Origin of the sequence: Marinobacterium aestuariivivens (assembly GCF_042661465.1) — a bacterium.
Taxonomy (GTDB): Bacteria; Pseudomonadota; Gammaproteobacteria; order Pseudomonadales; family Balneatricaceae; genus Marinobacterium_A; species Marinobacterium_A aestuariivivens.
This window is the reverse complement of sequence record NZ_JBHSWE010000001.1, coordinates 1,787,306-1,805,021: the sequence shown is the minus strand read 5'-3', so window position 1 is coordinate 1,805,021 and position 17,716 is coordinate 1,787,306. Positions and strand designations below refer to the sequence as shown.

Sequence of the window (17,716 nt, the reverse complement as noted above, 5' to 3'; positions counted from 1 at the left end):
CGCTGCCGGTGATGCAGTGGCTGCCGCTGTTGTAGGGCGGAAAACGGATTATAGTTAAAAGACTCCGGGTGAACCGGGAGACTATTCGGGGAGACAAGCATGAAGAGCTTCGAAACCATTAGGGATGTGGTCGACAATGCCATCGCCACACACAGGGGCGCTGAAGCGCTGTACCGGCAGCTGAGGCAGCGCAGCGAAGATCAGCGGGCCCAGATACTGCTGGACTTCATGATCAAGCATGAGCAGCAGATGGAAACCAGCCTTGCGAACCTGCGCAAGTCCGGCTCGGACGGCGTGCTCGGCACCTATATCCAGTACACCCTGGAAGAGCCTCCGAAATCCTATATGGCATCGCTGGAAGCCGAATTTCCGAGCCCCACGGCCGATCAGGTCTGCGATATCGGTCTGCGGGTCGACGGCTACCTGGTCGAACTTTTCGAGGGCGCGCGCAAGGAGATCGACGCGCCCAAGGCGATCGACTATCTGAAGGATCTGATGGATCTCGAAGCGCTGGAGAGGCGCAAGCTGAGCCAGACACTCAACTCGCTGCACGACCTCTAGGCCAGGGAAGGCCTGCTAGGGCCGCTGCTGCCCGTTCCGCACAACCGGTGGCGGGCCTTGCCGTATCCCGCGGCCGCCTGCTCACCCTGCCTTATCCCCTGTCCTCAAGACCCGTAGAAAGCTTCCCGGGTTCCGCCGCTGCATGTCGGCCTTGCAAAGGCTTGCTTCCGTGACCCTGCCCCGGCCCCTTCAGGGGTCAGCGAATGCTGCCTGCCTGTTCGTTAATAGACTGAAATTAAAAGGAAAACTGAATAGTATTAATTTTTTCGATAATAACCTATCGGCGTATCTGAAGCTGTCTGGGTCTATTGGCGGTCGTCGGTCTAGAGTGGGGTCGTACCTTTCCCGCCGGCCGATTGGCCGGCATGCGCACAATAACAATGAAGCAACGGCAGCCCGGTACAGGGCTGGAGAGGATAACAACAATGACCGATACCACCACCGCGAGCGTCGGATACGAATCCGTCTCGCACGACTATCTCGAGAAGCGTCAGTTGAAGAAAGGCGCCGCCGGCTGGATATTGCTGGCCAGTCTCGGGATTTCCTACGTTATTTCCGGTGACTTCGCCGGCTGGAACTTCGGCCTCGGCCAGGGCGGCTTCGGCGGCATGCTGATCGCCACCATCCTGATGGCGCTGATGTACAGCTGCAAGGTGTTGACGCTGGCGGAACTCTCGGCGTCGTTGCCGACCGCCGGCGGCGGCTACAGCTTCGCCCGCCGCGCCCTGGGACCCTGGGGCGGATACCTCACCGGTACCGCCATCCTGCTGGAGTACGCCATCGCGCCGGCCGCCATCGCGATCTTTATCGGCGGCTATGTCAACGAGCTGTTCGGCCTCAACGGCCCGGCCGTCTATGCCGCCTTCTATGCCGTTTTCGTCGGCATTCATCTCTGGGGGCCGGCGAGGCGCTGAAGATCATGATGGCGATCACGGCGCTGGCGGTGGCGGCGATTCTGGTGTTCATATTCGGCACGCTGCCCTATTTCAGCGTCGACAATCTTTTCGACGTCAGCGTCAATACCGCTGCGGCCGGCGCCAGCAGCTTCCTGCCCGAGGGGTACCTGGGTATCTGGGCGGCGCTGCCGTTCGCGATGTGGCTGTTCCTGGCGGTCGAGGGCGTGCCGCTGGCGGCCGAGGAAGCCGAAGATCCGGCCCGCGACATGCCGCGCGGCATCATCACCGCGATGGTGGTGCTGCTGATCTTCGGCACCCTGGTGCTGTTCCGGCGCCGGGCGTCGCCGGCGCCGACCTGATGAAGGACCATGGCGCACCGCTGGTGGGGGCACTGCAGGCGGTATATGGCGCCGATTCGAGCGCCGCCACCTTCGTCAACGTGGTGGGGCTGTTCGGCCTGATCGCGTCCTTCTTCTCGATCATCTACGCCTATTCCCGCCAGGTGTTCGCGCTGTCCCGGGCAGGCTATCTGCCGCGCTGGCTGTCGGTCACCAGCCGCCACAAGGTGCCGACGATGGCGCTGGTCGTGCCGGGGTTGATCGGCTTCGGACTGTCGCTGACCGGCGAGGGCGACCTGATGATCACCATGGCGGTGTTCGGCGCCACCATCTCCTATGCGCTGATGACGCTGTCGCACATCATCCTGCGCCGCAAGGAGCCGGATCTGGAGCGGCCGTACCGGACGCCGGGCGGCACCCTGACCTCGGGCATCGCCCTGGTGCTGTCGATCGCGGCCTTCGCCTCGACCTTCCTGGTCAGCACCGAAGCGGCGATCTGGAGCGCGGTGTTCTACGCGGTGATGCTGTCCTACTTCGCCTTCTACAGCCGCCACCGTCTGGTGGCCCAGGCACCGGAAGAGGAATTCGAAGCGATTGCGGCCGCCGAGGCGGAACTGAGCTGAGACCGGAGGGCTTGCCGCTGGCGCGCCCTTCTGTCCGGGACAACAATTAGAGGGCGCGAACAGCACCCCCGAACCGAGAGAACGAAACGATGATGAATCCCAGAGATGTCAGGACGATCGCCGATGCCCGGCAGATCGTCGAAGAGCGCGGCCTGAGCGACGTCAAAGTGGGTCTGTACGATGTCGATGGCGTGATGCGTGGCAAGTACATGTGCAAGGAGAAGTTTTTCAGTGCGCTGGAAAGCGGCTTCGCATTCTGCGATGTGGTGCTGGGCTGGGACTCCAACGACCAGCTGTACGAAAACGTCGGGGTCAAGTACACCGGCTGGCATACGGCCTATCCCGATGCGCCGGTACGGGTGCTGCCCCATAGCTGTCGCGATGTGCCGTTCGAGCCGGACATGCTGCTGTTCCTGTGCGAGTTCGACGGCGCCGCGGCCAGCATCTGCCCGCGCAATGTGCTGCAACGGGTGCTGCAACGGGCCGAGGGTCTGGGCTTCGACGCCTACGCGGCCTTCGAGTACGAATTTTTCCTGTTCAACGAGACCCCGGACTCGGTGCGCGAGAAGGGCTACCGCAATCTCAAGCCGATCACGCCGGGCTTTTTCGGGTACTCGATGCTGCGCAACTCCGTCCATGCCGAGCTCTACCAGGAACTGCTGGAGCTGGCGCGACGAATGGATTTTCCGATCGAGGGGCTGCATACCGAAACCGGTCCGGGCGTGCTGGAGGCGGCACTGATGGTCGACGGCGCGGCCAATGCCGCCGACAAGGCGGCGCTGTTCAAGACCTTCGTCAAGGTCTGGGCCCAGCGCAACGAGATGATGGCCACCTTCATGGCGAAGTGGTCCAACGACTATCCCGGTCAGTCCGGCCATATCCACATGTCGTTGCGCCATCGGGACGGCTCGGGCTCCGCCTTCTTCGATCCCGACGGGCCGAAACACATGAGCCGGCTGCAGCGCCAGTTCATCGCCGGCCAGCAGAAGCTGATGCCGCAGCTGCTGGCGATGATGGCCCAGACCGTCAATGCCTATTCGCGCCTGATTCCGGGCTTCTGGGCACCGACCGATGCCACCTGGGCGGTGGAAAACCGTACCACGGCACTGCGGGTGATCCCGGGCTCGGACAAGTCGCAGCGGGTCGAATTCCGCCTCGGCTCGGCCGACGCCAATCCCTATATCGCACTGGCGGCGGCGCTGGGAGCCGGGCTCTGGGGTATCGAGAACGAACTCGAGCCCGAGGACGAGGTGATCGGCAACGCCTACGCTCAGGAACACCCGGAGAGTCTGTCGCTGCCGTTGTCGCTGGCCGATGCCGCCCGGGAGTTGCACCGCTCCGAGGTGGCGAAGGAGCTGTTCGGCGCCGCCTTCGTCGAGCATTACGCCGCGACCCGGCTCTGGGAGTGTCAGGAGTTCCGCAAGCACATCACCGACTGGGAACTGCAGCGATATTTCGAAATTATCTGAGGACGAGTACCGATATGAGCAACCAGCTGATCACCCTGTCCCCGATCGACGGCTCCGAATACGTGGTGCGCGAGTACGCCGCAGGTGCCGAGATCGAGGCAACCCTGGCCCGTGCCGCCGAGGCGCAGCGGGCCTGGAAACGCACGCCGCTGGAAAAGCGCATCGAGATCTGCAGTCGCATGGTCGACGCCTTCGTCGCCCGCCGGGTCGAGATCGCCGCCGAGCTGTGCTGGCAGATGGGGCGCCCGATCCGTTATGCCGCCGGCGAGATCAACGGCGTCGAGGAGCGGGCCCGCTACATGATCTCGGTCGCGGCCGAGGCGCTGAAACCGATCGAACTGCCGCAAAAGCCGGGCTTCAGCCGCTATATCAGCCGTGAAGCCCTGGGCACGGTATTCGTCATCGCGCCCTGGAACTTCCCCTACATGACGGCGGTGAATGCCATCGTGCCGGCGATCCTGGCCGGCAACAGCGTGGTGCTGAAACACTCGGCGCAGACGCCGCTCTGTGCCGAGCGCTTCGCCGAGGCCTTCCAGGCGGCCGGCCTACCGGAGGGCGTATTCCAGTACCTGCACCTGGCCCATGCCGATACCGAAGGGGTGATACGGGACGCGCGCGTCAACCATGTCTGTTTTACCGGTTCCGTGCCGGGCGGCGAGATGGTTGAACGTGCGGCGGCCGGGCGCTTCATTGGCGTCGGGCTCGAGCTCGGCGGCAAGGATCCGGCCTACGTCCGTGCCGATGCCGACCTCGACCATGCGGTCGCGACCACGATCGACGGTGCCTTCTTCAACTCCGGCCAGTCCTGTTGCGGCATCGAGCGCATCTATGTTCACGAATCCCTTTACGATCGCTTCGTCGACCAGGCGGTGGCGCTGGTCAGGGAGTACCGGCTGGGTCGGTCCGACGATCCCGAAACCACCCTGGGGCCGGTGGTCCGGGCCAGCGCCGCCGACTTCATTCGTGACCAGATCGCCGAAGCAGTGGCCGCCGGCGCCGTCGCCCATATCGATCCGGCAGAGTTTCCGCTCGATGCGCCGGGCAGTGCCTACCTGGCGCCCCGGTGCTGACCGGGGTCGATCACGGCATGCGGGTGATGACCGAAGAGACCTTCGGCCCGGTGGTGGCTATCCAGAAGGTGTCCTCGGACGAGGAAGCGGTCCGGCTGATGAACGATTCCGCGTTCGGCCTGACCGCTTCGGTCTTCACCCGCGATGTCGCCGCGGGCGTGGCGATCGGCGAGCAGATCGAGACCGGCACCTTCTTCATCAACCGTTGCGATTATCTGGATCCGGCCCTGGCCTGGACCGGCGTCAAGCATTCCGGCCGCGGTTGCACCCTGTCGGTGCTGGGCTTCGAACACCTGACCCGGCCCAAGTCCTTTCATCTCAAGACCGAGATCCGAGCCTGATGACCGGCGGCCGACCCTCGGGCCGGCTGCCCCGAAACGAGACTGACAAGATGAGCTACGAAACCCTGACGGGCAACTGGAACTACCCCAACAGCATCCGCGCGGGCGAAGGGCGTATCGCCGAGCTGGCCGACAGCTGCCGGGCGCTGGGCATGACAGCGCCACTGCTGGTCACCGATCCCGGGCTGGCGGGCTTGCCGATGGTCGAGGAGGCGCTGGCGAGCTGTCGCGATGCGGGCCTTGCCATCGGACTGTTCAGCAATATCAAGGGCAATCCGACCGGACAGAATGTGCGCGACGGCCTGGCGGCTTACCGCGCCGGCGGTCACGACGGCATCATTGCCTTCGGTGGCGGCTCGGGCCTCGATGCCGCCAAGGCGGTGGCCTTGATGGCGGGGCAGAGTCGCGACCTCTGGGACTTCGAGGACGTCGGCGACAACTGGACCCGGGCCGACGAAAGCGGCATCGCGCCGATCGTCGCGGTGCCGACCACTGCGGGTACCGGTTCCGAGGTGGGGCGGGCTTCGGTGATCACCGACGAGGCGCGCCACGTCAAGAAGATCATCTTCCATCCGAAGATGCTGCCGGCGATCGTCATTCTCGATCCCGAGTTGACGGTCGGCCTGCCGCCGAAGGTCACTGCCGCGACCGGCATGGATGCGCTGTCCCACAATCTCGAGGCGCTGTGCTCGCCGTTCTGGCATCCGATGGCCGAAGGCATCGCCATCGAGGGCATCCGGCTGGTGCATGATTACCTGCCCCGTGCCGTGGCCGACGGCCGGGATATCGAGGCGCGGATGCAGATGCTCGTCGCCTCGACGATGGGGGCGACGGCCTTTCAGAAAGGCCTTGGCGCCATGCACGCGCTGGCCCACCCGCTGGGGGCGCTCTACGATGCCCATCACGGCCTGCTCAACGCCATCCTGATGCCCTACGTGCTGAAGGCCAACCGCGAAGTGATCGGCGGGCGGATCGAGCGTGCCGCACGCTATATTGGCTTGCAGGATGCCAGCTTCGACGGCTTCCTCGCCTGGGTGCTGGACCTGCGCCGCAAGGTCGGAATTCCCCATAGCCTGGCGGAAATCGGCATCGACGACACTCGGCTGGAGGCGATCGGCCGCATGGCCACCGAGGACCCCTCGGCCGGCGGCAATCCGGTGCAATTCAGCGCGGCCCAGTATACGGCACTTTGCGGCCGGGCCTTGCGTGGCGAGCTCTAAGCAGCCAACAAAGGAGAAGGCGATGAAGATCGGCATACTGCAGTGCGACGATGTACTCGAGGAGTTGCAGCCGCGCTTCGGCAATTACCCGCAGATGCTGCGGGAGCTGATGCTGAAGGCCGACCCGAAACTCGAGTTTGCCGTCTATGACGTGCGTCGGGGCGAGTACCCGGCCGAGCTCGACGAATGCGATGCCTATATCACCACCGGCAGCCGGCACGGCGTGCTCGATGGCCTGCCCTGGGTCGCCGAACTCGAGAACTTTATCCGCCGGCTTGATGCGGCGGGCAGAAAGTTTGCCGGCATCTGTTTCGGTCATCAGCTGATGGCGAAGGCGCTGGGTGGCGAAGTCGAGCACTCGTCGCGTGGTTGGGGGTCGGCGTTTCGTTCAACCAGGTCGGCCAGCGCAAACCCTGGATGGAGCCGTTTCAGCCAGAGCTCGATCTGGTGGTCAGTCACCAGGACCAGGTCAGCCGTCTGCCCGAGGGTGTCGAGGTGCTGGCCAGCAGCGCCTTCTGTCCCTACTACATGCTGCAGCATGGGGATCACTTCATCAGTGTCCAGGGGCATCCGGAGTTTTCCCGTGACTATTCCCGGGCGCTGACCATGAAGCGTCGGGACCGGATTCCGCCGAACCGGGTGCGTGAGGCGCTGCATTCGCTCAACGCCCGGGTCGACGATCTGCTGATGATGCGCTGGATCCTGAACTTTTTCTACGATCGCTAGACCGGTATCTGTGGGAGCCCACTCTGTGGGCGAATGGCTTCGGAGCCTTTTTCTTTCGCGGCTAAAGCCGCTCCCACGGAAATTTCAGCGCCCGCCGTAGGAGCGCCGCCCCCGGTGCGAACAGCCTCGGTACCGGAGCCTTCCGCCTCGGGGCGAGGCTCCTGCGCAATATCGGCCATGGCACCTGCCACGATCAGGGGTGGCCATGAACCATAGAATCTCCCACATTTCTCAAACCTCTATCTGCGGCAGCAGCCAGTCGTATTCGGCGCCGATCTCGGCCAGGAAACTTTCCTGCAGAATACGGCGGCAGTCGCGGGCGATCATCCCGGGCAGGTCGCCGAGTTCGCCCTTGCGGGTGGTCAGGGTGATTTCGCGGAAGAAGGCATGTCCCAGCGGCAACAGCGTGACCTGGTGCTGGCGGATGCCGCTCTGGAACAGGCACAGTGGCGTGGTGATGGTGCAGCCGATACTGCTGGCAACGGCCGAGACCACGGCGAAGGAGTTGTCGAGCTGCAGCCGCAGCGGCGGCTCGAGCGGGACGCGGCGCAGGAAGCGCTCGATGTCCTGGCCGATCAGCGATCCGGTGCTGTAGCGGATGAAGTCGAGTCGTTCAAGGATCTCGTCAAGCGACTTCGGACCGCGATAGTCGTTGGGCACCGCCAGCACGAAGGGTTCGCGCAGGATGCGGTGGCGGTCGAGATCCGAATGCTCGGCCAGCGGATCGTCGGAGATGACGATATCGGCCTGGCGCGACAGCAGCAGATGGGCATGCAGATGGGACTGGCCGGTAATGGCGGACCAGTCCTGGGTGCGCTGGCGCAGCACATCGATCAGCGGCTTGCCGACCGCGGTGATGATGGAGTCGACCAGGGCGATCTTCACATGGCGCAACAGCTTGTAGTCGGCCTTGCGCATTTTCAGACTGGTCAGACGCGCTTCGTGCAACAGACTCTGGGCGCGATCGAGCAGATAACGCCCGGCAGTGGTGACTTCCATCGGGCGCACGCTGCGGTCCATGAGCTCGACCCGCATCTCGGCCTCGAGGTTGGTGAGAATCTGGGACAGCGACGACTGGCTCATGCCCAGACGCCGGGCGGCGGCCGTGAGGTTGCCTGTTTTGGCGATCTGGACGAATACCTCGAGGGTGCGTAGATCGAATCCGAAGGATGAGGACATGGGATCTCTCTGAATAACGGCCTGCCGGAACGTTGGCGTCTGCGGGGCCTGGTTCGGTGTCGAAGCTATCCGAGCATTCCGGAGCGGATGACGGCGTGAAAGCTGCCATATTTGACGGTCGTAATCATATTTTTTACTTTGCGTGCACTTTAAAACTAATAATCTCCTTTTTGTTGGGTGTTGTCAGCTTAAATTAAAGTGAATCAGGTCGAGTTTGCACACATTCACTGCCGGATTATCCCTACAATGGCTCCTAACGAAATCGCTGATCGCCTCAGCGTCGCCGTCACCCCAGGCCCGAACAGGGCAAAGGCACTGCCGGCGCGATCCGATCCCACAAGGCGCGGTACAGAGGCTGTTATCCACAGGCCGGGGGTGCTCAGCATTTCGCTTCCCAACCCCTCTTCATACAGGTGGCTGCAATGTTCAAGTACAGCCTGATGCTATCGCTACGACTGCGACGCAGTTGCCGGGCCTGGAATCCTTTCGATTCCTAGAGACTACTGTGGTGCCCGGCAGCTGATTGATGGCCACAACCTTTTGATCGAGCTACCGGAGAGACCCAGATGAACCGTTTCGACCACCGTAAATACCGCCCCTTCCCGCCAATCCGCAAGGCCGACCGCCGCTGGCCCGACCGGGTGATCGAGCAGGCGCCGCTCTGGTGCAGCGTCGATCTGCGCGACGGCAACCAGGCCCTGATCGAGCCGATGAACGTGGTGCAGAAGCGCCGGATGTTCGAGCAGCTGGTGAAGCTGGGCTTCAAGGAAATCGAGGTGGGCTTTCCGGCCGCGTCGCAGCCCGATTTCGACTTCGTCCGTACCCTGATCGAAGAGAATCTGATTCCCGACGACGTCTGCATCCAGGTGCTGACCCAGGCGCGCGAAGAGCTGATTCGGCGCACCTTCGAGTCACTGCGCGGGGTAAGGCGGGCGGTGGTTCATGTCTACAACTCGACTTCGACGGTGCAGCGCGAGCAGGTGTTCGGTCTCGACCGCGACGGCATCAAGGCGATCGCCGTTCGCGGTGCCGAGATCGTCAAGCGCGAAGCACAGAAGTATCCGCAGACCGACTGGACCTTCCAGTACTCGCCCGAGAGCTTCACCGGTACCGAACTCGACTATGCGGTCGAGGTCTGCGATGCGGTGACCGCGGTCTGGCAGCCGACCCCGGACAACAAGGCGATCATCAACCTGCCGGCGACCGTTGAGATGGCGACGCCGAACGTTTTCGCCGACCAGATCGAATGGGTCTGCGACCATATCGCCCGGCGCGAGGCGCTGATCATCAGCGTCCATACCCACAACGACCGCGGCTGCGGCGTGGCGGCGGCGGAACTGGCGGTGATGGCCGGCGCCGACCGCGTCGAGGGCACCCTGCTCGGCAACGGCGAGCGTACCGGCAACATGGACATCGTCACCATGGCGCTGAACCTCTACAGCCAGGGTATCGATCCGCGGCTGGATCTGTCCAACATGGACGAGATCGTCGAATGCGTCAAAGCCTGCACCCAGCTGCCGGTGCATCCGCGCCATCCCTACGCCGGCGAGCTGGTGTTCACCGCCTTTTCCGGCAGCCACCAGGATGCGATCCGCAAGTGTCTGGCGCGGCGCCAGGACAGCGATCCCTGGCAGGTGGCGTACCTGCCGATCGACCCGGAGGACCTGGGCCGCGACTACCAGGCGGTGATCCGTATCAACAGTCAGTCCGGCAAGGGCGGCGTCGCCTATGTGCTGGAGCGCGAGTACGGCATTCAGATGCCGCGCTGGCTGCAGATCGAGTTCAGTGCCCTGGTGCAGCGTGCCACCGAAGCGTCCGCCGGCGAACTCAATGGCGAGCAGATCAGGCGGATCTTCGATGAGCATTACCTGAAAACGTCGGCAAACTGCCGGATTCGCGACTACCAGCTGCGGCGCGACAACGGTCAGGACCGGCTCAGCGCCGAGGTCGACTGGTTCGGCGAAACGCTGTCGGTGGCCGGTTGCGGCACCGGTGTGGTCGGGGCTTTCGTCGACGCTCTCAACCAGCAGCTGGCCCAGCCGCTGGTACTGGTGGAGTACAGCGAACATGCATTCGGCGACGACCATGGCGCCGGTGCCGAGGCGATCGCCTATGTACAGGCCAGTGTGGGTGGCAGCCGCTTCAGCGGCGTGGCGGTCAGCGAGGATATCGTCACGGCATCGCTGAACGCCATCCTCGATGCGCTGGACCGCGCCCGGGAGGACGCTTCCGCCAGTGCGGCCTGAATGGGCAGGTTACGCGTAACGCGTCACTTCTTCACTTCAATCCCGCCGCAAGCCTGCGATCAGCATCAATGCCGTCGCCGCCACCAGCGCACCGCCGAGGCCGACCAGCGCCTCGGCCATGGTGATGCCGAACGGCATTTCCGGGGTATAGCCGCAAGGTTCCCAGATCTCGAACATCCAGGGCCACCACTGGTCCGGCGCGAACCAGGCCGGTAGCCCGGAGTCCATGCTGCAGCTGCCTTCGAGCCAGCCCCGCTCGATGCCGAGGGTTTGCCAGAGCGCTCGAGCATGCCCAGGCTGGCACCGAAGCCGAGCAGCAGCGCCGTCAGCCGCAACGGCTTCCAGCCGCGGCCGACCAGTCCCAGCACGCCGACCAGGAGCAGGGCTGCGACCCAGAGGCGCACATGTACACAGAGCACGCAGGGGCCGTAGCCCAGCTCGTATTGATAATAGAGTGCGACGGCTTCGAGGCTCAGTCCGAGCGCGATCATGGCCAGCCAGTACCAGGCGCTGCGTCCGAGCGTATTGAGCCGGTTGAGCATAGGGAGAGTCCTTTGGATTGATCGGGATTGCGCTATCAGATCACAAAAGCCGGGCCGGGTTCCATAGCCCCGTCTTCAGCAGGGCAATCGCAGTACCTGACTACTGTGAGTGCCAGTCCGGGCCGGCGGTACCGTTTCCGGGCGACACGCTTTACGTCGTCCCTGACCGCTCGGCTGCCGCCCTCCATGGCGGCAGACGGTCGCCCTGAAGCGGTACCCCCACCCCTCGACAGCGCGGTGCCAACCGACAGACGCACCGAACCCGGTTTGCTACCCGACAATGGCCAGGCAAACCGGCGGCGAGAACCCTCAGTGCACTCGCGGCGTCAGCTGCAGCACCGAGGCCCGGAAGGCGCCGTCATAGGCAGCACGCAGCCGCTTATTCTTGACCCCGAGTTTGGAGCCCCTGGCCTGGCGCAGGAGGTTCAGGGCGAAGCGCCGGATGAGGGCCAGATTCTGCGCCAGCCAGTCGATCTCGTCACTGACCCAGATGCGGCGTGTTTCGATCCGGCCGTGGTCTTTCTCCACGGCGTCGGCGTGGCCCTGGGGATGGTGTTTGGCTTCGGTGTCCATGATCGTCATGCAAGGTGCTCTGGTTCCCCTTGAGGGCCAGCACATAGTCGCCACCGCCCAAGGCTTGGGGTTCGGCAGCATGGCAACGGTTTCTGCAAATGCCGGAACTAAGCAGTTTTCGTACCGGCACTGGGCTCTCCGAGGCTGATGTGGTCGGGTCTGGCTGACCGTCTGCCGCCAGGACGGCGGCAGCCGAGCCCTCAGGGACGAGTTCACGGCGTGTCAGACAGGCCCGACCACATCGACCCTGACGATCTTGTCATCGCCTCGCCATAGTGCGATTGCCCTGCCCGTCTTCAGGCCATGGACTTGACTATGACTCCCAGGGTGCAGGTAACCGCCATGGGCGGTGGAAATCCCGGTAATGCAGGAGCAATTACCGGGGAAGCGTAGCGTACCGCACCGCACTTCTTCAGCCATAGCGCTCCTTGCTGCGGCGCAGCGCCAGCCAGGTATTGGTGGCGATGGCGCCGAGTATCGCGGTACCGCCGAGCAGGGTATGAACCCCGGTGGTCTCGCCGAGCGCCATCCATACCCAGACCGGCCCGAGCACGGTTTCGATCAGCATGAACAGGCTGACTTCGGCCGACGGGAGATAGCGCGGGGCGGTCATGATCAGCACCGTGGCCAGCGGTATCTGGATCAGGCCCATCAGCGCCAGCCAGCCGTAGCTGGAGGCCTCCAGCGACAGCGGCGTTGCCATGGGCCAGCTGATCAGCGCCGCGAAGGCGCCCGAAAATGCGATCAGCGGCAGTCGCGGCACCGTCGGGAACCGGCGCAGCAGGGTGAACATCACACCCATGTTGGCCGCCAGTATCAGCGCCGCCAGGTCGCCCCGCCAGCTGCTGCCCTCACCGCTGGAACCGGCGAATACCAGCAGCACCCCGCCGATCGAGACGCAGATCGACACCAGGGTGCGACGCGAAACCCGTTCGCCGAGAAACAGGCGCGAGAACAGCGCCGCGAAGAGCGGTGCACTGGCCAGGATCACCACCGTATTGGCGGCGCTGGTATGGCTGATCGAAAACACGAACAGCCAGGTATTGAGGCCGTAGCAGATGCCGGCGGCGGCACCGGCGGCCCAGAGCGCGGCGCTGTTGGGCCACTGCTGCCGGCGACGCAGGCAGATGGTCAGCAGGAGCGTCGCCAGACAGGTCAGGGCGCCGCGCCAGAAGGCGACATTGTAGACCGAGCTGTCGGCCAGGCGGATCAGCAGCGCATCGAAGCTCAGTATCAGCACGCCGGTCGCCGCGATCAACATGCCCCGGGCGTGGTCGCTGCTCTGTTGCGACAGCGGCATGGTCAGGGTTTCGGTTTTCTGCATTGTCTCGATTCTCTCGGAAATCTGTACCCGGGACCGGCTCAGGACCGCTGAGGATGTGGAAGTAACTGACGAAGCCGATCAGCGAGCCGAATACCGCCGGATACAGAATGGCCCAGGGCGAATGGCGGCCGAAGTCCAGCCTCGGTACAGATGGAAACGTCCTGTTTCCGGTGCCGTCAGCGGCGTCCGGGGCCCAAAAACACGAAAGCCGCAGGCGGTGAGCGCTGCGGCTTCGGAAACCCGGATTCCAGACTAGAAACCCTGTTCCCCGGTCGCAGGCGACGGCAGCCAGCGGGCCACCAGGGCCAGGCGGACAGATGTAACCGGTCGCGTGTGCAGAGTCGGGTTCATAACGATTTCCAGTTCAGGGAACCCGCATCATGCGCTGTTTTTGACTGCCCGGTCAATACCGTCCTGCACCCTTTTGGTGCTTCGGGTACCGGTCTTCAGGATCGAACGCAGATTAAGGGGTAAGATGCTGTCGGGGGATGCCGGAAACGTCGGCGGCAGTCGCAAACGCGACTGCCGGACTCTCAGACCGCCACAGGCCAGACCGGAGTGGGGTGCAGCGGGTCGTCGTCGGGATCGTTGCAGTCGCTGCGTCGCTGCAGATAATCGAGAATCACGCCCGGAATATCGTTGTTCAGCGATCCCAGGCCGCGGTTGCCGAACAGTCGGTTGAACTCCAGCACGAAGGGATAACCCTCGACCATGGCGATATCGAAGCCGGCGTGGTCGATCTCCAGTGCCGTGGCCAGGCGCCTGACCAGCGCCAGGGCGGCTTCCGGCAGCGGGCTGTTGTCGATCTGACCGCCGCGCGACAGGTTGTTGTGGAAGCCCTGGTCGGACTGCCGGCGCCAGAAACCGCCCAGTACCCGGTCGCCGACCCAGACGATGCGCAGGTCGCGGTCGATCGGCAGCCACTCCTGGACGTAGAGGCTGGTGGTCAGGCCCAGGTAGCGCTGCCAGTCGTCCCGGTTCTCGATCAGGAAGACACCTTCGCCCATGGAGCTTTTGGGAATCTTGGCGACGAAGGGCAATGCCATCCGGTTCCAGAGGTCCTCGGCTGCGGTCGGCTCGTTCGGAGCCATCAGGGTCCAGGGCACATGCTCGGGGGCCACGGTCATGAACGCCCGGGTCATCTCGATCTTGTTGTGTCCGATCAGATAGGACGCCAGGCTCGGGAAAATGCGTTTCTTCTGTCCGAAAACGATGGAGTTGACCTGCCAGTATTCGGGAAACAGCACCCAGTCCGCTTCGCCGACCTCATTCAGATGGGTAAAGAACAGCTCCGGCTTGATATAGCGGGCTTCAGTCAGGCGCAAGGTGCGGAAAGCGTCGAAGGACACCAGTTTCATACATGGGCAAGCTCAATAGCCAGAATTTGCGCGAATTCTATACAGAGAACGGGGTGTCGGGAATAGTCTCGCAGTGCCTGCGGTATTATTTTTTCGGCCGCTTGCGAGCGGACATGGACAGGCGCCGCGGATCGGGTAAGGTTGGAGCATCGGACAGGGAGAATTCAATGAGGAATTGGCGGCGACTGGCATTCTGGCTGCTGGTGGCAATGGGGCTGTCCGGCTGTCCCTGGCAGGAGGAGGAGGCGTTGAACGGCCTGCTGGCCTGGGACCGTATAGAGCTGATCGCGGAGCTGGATGAGCCGATTCTGCGCCTCGAGGCGCGGGAGGGCGAGCGGCTTCAGCCGGGCGATCCGATTCTGCAGCAGGACGACCGTACCCTGAAGGCGCGCCTGGCCGAAGCGCAGGGGGCGCTCGATCAGGCGCGAGCCCGGCTGGCGGAACTGCGCCGTGGCCCCAGACCCGAGCGTATCGAGGCCGCCCGCGCCCGGCTGGCGGGCGCCCGGGCCGAGGCTGAGAATGCCGCCCGGGAGCTGCAGCGCCTGCAGAAGTTGCAGCCCCGGCGGCTGGCCAGCGAGGAATCGGTCGATGCCGCGCAGACCCGGCTCTCGGCCGGCAGGGCCGCGGTCGAGGTTGCCGGCGCCGAGCTGAACGAACTGCTGCACGGCAGCACCCGCGAGGAGTTGCAGCAGGCCGAAGCCCTGGTGGCCCAGGCACAGGCCCGGATCGAGCAGCTGCAACTGACACTGGAACGTCTGCAGCTGGTGGCGCCGGGACCGGGCCGGCTCGACGAACTGCTGTTCGAGGTCGGCGAGCGACCGCCGGCCGGCAAGGTGGTGGCGGTGTTGCTGGCGGGGTCCGCTCCCTATGCGCGGGTTTATGTCCCCGAGCCGATGCGGGCTGGTCTTCAGGTCGGCAGCGAGGCTCTGGTGCGGGTTGACGGCATCGACGGGGTCTTTGAGGGGCGCATCCGTCGCATCAGTTCCGAAGCCAGCTTCACACCCTTCTACTCGCTGACCGAGCGGGATCGCTCGCGCCTGAGCTATGTCGCCGAAATCGAACTCGGTGGCGATAGCGCCGCAGCGTTGCCGGCGGGGCTGCCGGTGCGCGTCACCTTCCGGACACCGCGACCATGAGCGCGGAGCCGGCCATCGAGGCCCGCGGTCTCACCCGTCGCTTTGGCGACCTGGTGGCGGTCAACCATCTCAGTCTGAAGGTGCCCCGGGGCATGGTCTATGGCTTCCTCGGTCCCAACGGATCCGGCAAGTCGACCACGATACGGCTGCTCTGCGGCCTGCTGATGCCCAGTGAGGGCTCGGCCCGGGTACTCGGCCACGAGGTGCCCGGCGAAGCCGAGCAACTGAAACAGAAGATTGGTTACATGACCCAGCGCTTCTCGCTCTATGAAGACCTGACAGTGCTGGAGAACCTCGGTTTTATCGCCCGGATCTATGGCCTGTCGCGCATGCAACGCCGACAGCGCATCGACGAGGCAATGAAGCAGTATCGGCTCGAGGGATTTGCCCGGCACTTCGCCGGCACCCTCAGCGGCGGCCAGCGCCAGCGGCTGTCACTGGCTGCGGCGACGCTGCACAGGCCGGAACTGCTGCTTCTCGACGAGCCGACCAGTGCGGTGGACCCGCAGAGCCGGCGCGATTTCTGGGACGCGCTGTTCGAACTGGTGGAGCAGGGTACGACCATCCTGGTCTCGACCCACTACATGGACGAGGCCGAGCGCTGCCACCGTCTGGCCATTCTCGATCAGGGCGTGCTGGCGGCCGACGGGCCGCCGGCCCGGCTGATGTCGGAGATGGATTGCCGGGTGGTGCAGGTGGAGTCGGAAAAACCCCGGGCCGTGCAGCGTACACTGTCGGATGACCCCGATATTCTCAGCATTACCCAGCTCGGCACCCGGCAGCGGGTGCTGGTGGCCCGCCGCGTCGATGAACCGGCCCGCCATGTCTCCAGTCGGCTGCGCCATGCCGGACTCCAGGCTGCAAGCCTCGAAGTGCCGCCGAGCCTCGAGGATGTGTTCGTCGCCGTCACCCGGGATACCGCCGCGGGCCGGGGAGAGGGCTGATGGGCGCATTGCAGCGGCTGCTGGCGATCCTGGGCAAGGAGGTGCTGCAATTGCGGCGCGACCGCCTCACCTTCGGCATGATCTTCGGCATCCCGATGATGCAGATCATCCTTTTCGGCTATGCCATCAATACCGATGTGCGCCACCTCTCGGCGGCGATTGCCGACCAGTCCGGCACCGAACTGTCCCGCGAGCTGGTGCAGCAGCTCGAAGCCTCCCAGGTGCTGAGGGTCCGTCAGCGGGTCGCGACCGGCGCCGAGCTGCAGCGGCTGCTGGACGAGGGGCAGATCGATGTCGGGGTGCTGATCCCGCCGGACTTCGGCCGTCGTCTGCAGCAGGTCGTGCGCCCGGCGGCGCAGCTGATGGTGAACGGCAGCGACCCGATCATTCTCGGTACGGCGCGCAGCCTGACGGCGATGAAGCTGGAGATGGATACCGCGCCAAGGCGCGAGGCCGATGCGGCACTGTTCGAGGTACGCAACTTCTATAACCCCGAACGGCGCTCGTCGGTGTTCGTGGTGCCGGGGCTGATCGGGGTGATCCTGACCATGACGATGGTGATGTTCACCGCCGTTGCGGTCGTGCGCGAGCGCGAGCGCGGCAACCTGGAACTGCTGATCAATACGCCGGTCAGCTCGCTGGAACTGATGGTCGGCAAGATACTGCCCTATGTGCTGATCGGGCTGATCCAGGTATCGCTGATCGTCGGGATCGGTGCCCTGCTGTTCCATGTTCCGGTCAATGGCGCATTACTGGACGTCTACCTGGCATCGCTGCTCTTCATCGCCTCGAACCTGGGGCTCGGGCTGCTGATCTCGACGCAGGTCGCAACCCAGTTCCAGGCCACCCAGCTGACCTTCTTCTTTTTCTACCGTCGATCCTGCTGTCCGGCTTCATGTTTCCGTTCGACGGCATGCCGGTGCTGGCGCAGTGGGTCGCCGAGGTGTTGCCGCTGACCCACTTTGTTCGGCTGATCCGTGGCATCATGCTGCGCGGGGCCGGTCTGGAGCTGCTATGGCCGGAAGTGGCGATATTGCTCGGCTTCTTCCTGCTGACCATGACCGCGGCGGTACTGCGCTTTCGCAAGCGGCTGGACTGATAGCGGGCGCCGCCGGCATTGCGGCCTTGCAACTTCGGTGGCAGCCATTACTCTGAATTGATACAGCAGCC

11 protein-coding genes and 6 pseudogenes are annotated in these 17,716 nt (G+C 64.2%); 11 read left to right on the top strand and 6 right to left on the bottom strand.

Features of this window, described 5'->3' with window-relative positions; genetic code table 11:
* Window positions 1–99: 99 nt before the first annotated feature.
* From ACFQDL_RS09410 to ACFQDL_RS09380, 7 genes and pseudogenes are all read left to right on the top strand, one after another.
* A complete protein-coding gene (locus ACFQDL_RS09410) occupies window positions 100–561 on the top strand; it encodes a hypothetical protein (protein ID WP_379908771.1) in 462 nt (153 codons plus the stop codon).
* 425 nt (window positions 562–986) lie between these two features.
* Window positions 987–2,418: pseudogene (gene eat, locus ACFQDL_RS09405) on the top strand (ethanolamine permease).
* 89 nt (window positions 2,419–2,507) lie between these two features.
* The gene (locus tag ACFQDL_RS09400) at window positions 2,508–3,887 is read left to right on the top strand and encodes a glutamine synthetase family protein (protein WP_379908770.1); all 1,380 of its coding nucleotides are present in this window, start codon (window positions 2,508–2,510) and stop codon (window positions 3,885–3,887) included.
* A 14-nt stretch (window positions 3,888–3,901) separates the two neighbouring features.
* Window positions 3,902–5,298: pseudogene (locus ACFQDL_RS09395) on the top strand (aldehyde dehydrogenase family protein).
* A 50-nt stretch (window positions 5,299–5,348) separates the two neighbouring features.
* Window positions 5,349–6,518, top strand: coding sequence for an iron-containing alcohol dehydrogenase (locus tag ACFQDL_RS09390; RefSeq protein WP_379908769.1), 1,170 nt, complete (start codon window positions 5,349–5,351; stop codon window positions 6,516–6,518).
* Window positions 6,519–6,540: 22 nt separating this feature from the next.
* Window positions 6,541–6,834, top strand: a pseudogene (locus tag ACFQDL_RS09385) (type 1 glutamine amidotransferase family protein); the annotation flags it as partial.
* A gap of 53 nt (window positions 6,835–6,887) precedes the next feature.
* Window positions 6,888–7,244: a glutamine amidotransferase-related protein gene (locus ACFQDL_RS09380; protein ID WP_379908768.1), complete on the top strand. Its 357-nt coding sequence runs from the start codon at window positions 6,888–6,890 to the stop codon at window positions 7,242–7,244.
* Between the two features lie 231 nt (window positions 7,245–7,475).
* On the opposite strand, the gene ACFQDL_RS09375 is transcribed toward ACFQDL_RS09380, so the two are convergent.
* Window positions 7,476–8,423: a LysR family transcriptional regulator gene (locus ACFQDL_RS09375; protein ID WP_379908767.1), complete on the bottom strand. Its 948-nt coding sequence runs from the start codon at window positions 8,421–8,423 to the stop codon at window positions 7,476–7,478.
* A 566-nt stretch (window positions 8,424–8,989) separates the two neighbouring features.
* Here ACFQDL_RS09375 and leuA point away from each other — a divergent pair.
* Complete coding sequence (gene leuA / locus ACFQDL_RS09370) at window positions 8,990–10,669, top strand: 2-isopropylmalate synthase (protein WP_379908766.1); 1,680 nt, start codon at window positions 8,990–8,992, stop codon at window positions 10,667–10,669.
* A gap of 36 nt (window positions 10,670–10,705) precedes the next feature.
* Here leuA and ACFQDL_RS09365 read toward each other — a convergent pair whose 3' ends face one another.
* The 5 genes and pseudogenes from ACFQDL_RS09365 to ACFQDL_RS09345 all read right to left on the bottom strand — a co-directional run bounded on the left by ACFQDL_RS09365 (window position 10,706) and on the right by ACFQDL_RS09345 (window position 14,466).
* A complete protein-coding gene (locus tag ACFQDL_RS09365) occupies window positions 10,706–10,897 on the bottom strand; it encodes a disulfide oxidoreductase (RefSeq protein ID WP_379908765.1) in 192 nt (63 codons plus the stop codon).
* A gap of 122 nt (window positions 10,898–11,019) precedes the next feature.
* Window positions 11,020–11,160 (bottom strand): annotated as a pseudogene (locus tag ACFQDL_RS09360) (disulfide bond formation protein B); the annotation flags it as partial.
* Between the two features lie 360 nt (window positions 11,161–11,520).
* Window positions 11,521–11,839, bottom strand: a pseudogene (locus ACFQDL_RS32945) (hypothetical protein); the annotation flags it as partial.
* Between the two features lie 357 nt (window positions 11,840–12,196).
* On the bottom strand, window positions 12,197–13,108 hold the full coding sequence (locus ACFQDL_RS09350) for a DMT family transporter (RefSeq protein WP_379908764.1): 912 nt from the start codon (window positions 13,106–13,108) through the stop codon (window positions 12,197–12,199).
* Window positions 13,109–13,641: 533 nt separating this feature from the next.
* Entirely contained in the window at window positions 13,642–14,466 is an 825-nt protein-coding gene (locus tag ACFQDL_RS09345) for an ATP-grasp domain-containing protein (protein WP_379908763.1), read from the bottom strand.
* Between the two features lie 167 nt (window positions 14,467–14,633).
* On the opposite strand from ACFQDL_RS09345, the gene ACFQDL_RS09340 reads away from it, so the two are divergent.
* The 3 genes and pseudogenes from ACFQDL_RS09340 to ACFQDL_RS09330 all read left to right on the top strand — a co-directional run bounded on the left by ACFQDL_RS09340 (window position 14,634) and on the right by ACFQDL_RS09330 (window position 17,645).
* On the top strand, window positions 14,634–15,602 hold the full coding sequence (locus ACFQDL_RS09340) for an HlyD family secretion protein (protein ID WP_379908762.1): 969 nt from the start codon (window positions 14,634–14,636) through the stop codon (window positions 15,600–15,602).
* A complete protein-coding gene (locus ACFQDL_RS09335) occupies window positions 15,599–16,546 on the top strand; it encodes an ABC transporter ATP-binding protein (protein ID WP_379908761.1) in 948 nt (315 codons plus the stop codon). Before ACFQDL_RS09340 ends, ACFQDL_RS09335 begins: the two co-directional genes overlap by 4 nt.
* Window positions 16,546–17,645, top strand: a pseudogene (locus ACFQDL_RS09330) (ABC transporter permease). The gene ACFQDL_RS09335 and the pseudogene ACFQDL_RS09330 overlap by 1 nt, the downstream one beginning before the upstream one ends.
* Window positions 17,646–17,716 lie beyond the last annotated feature (71 nt).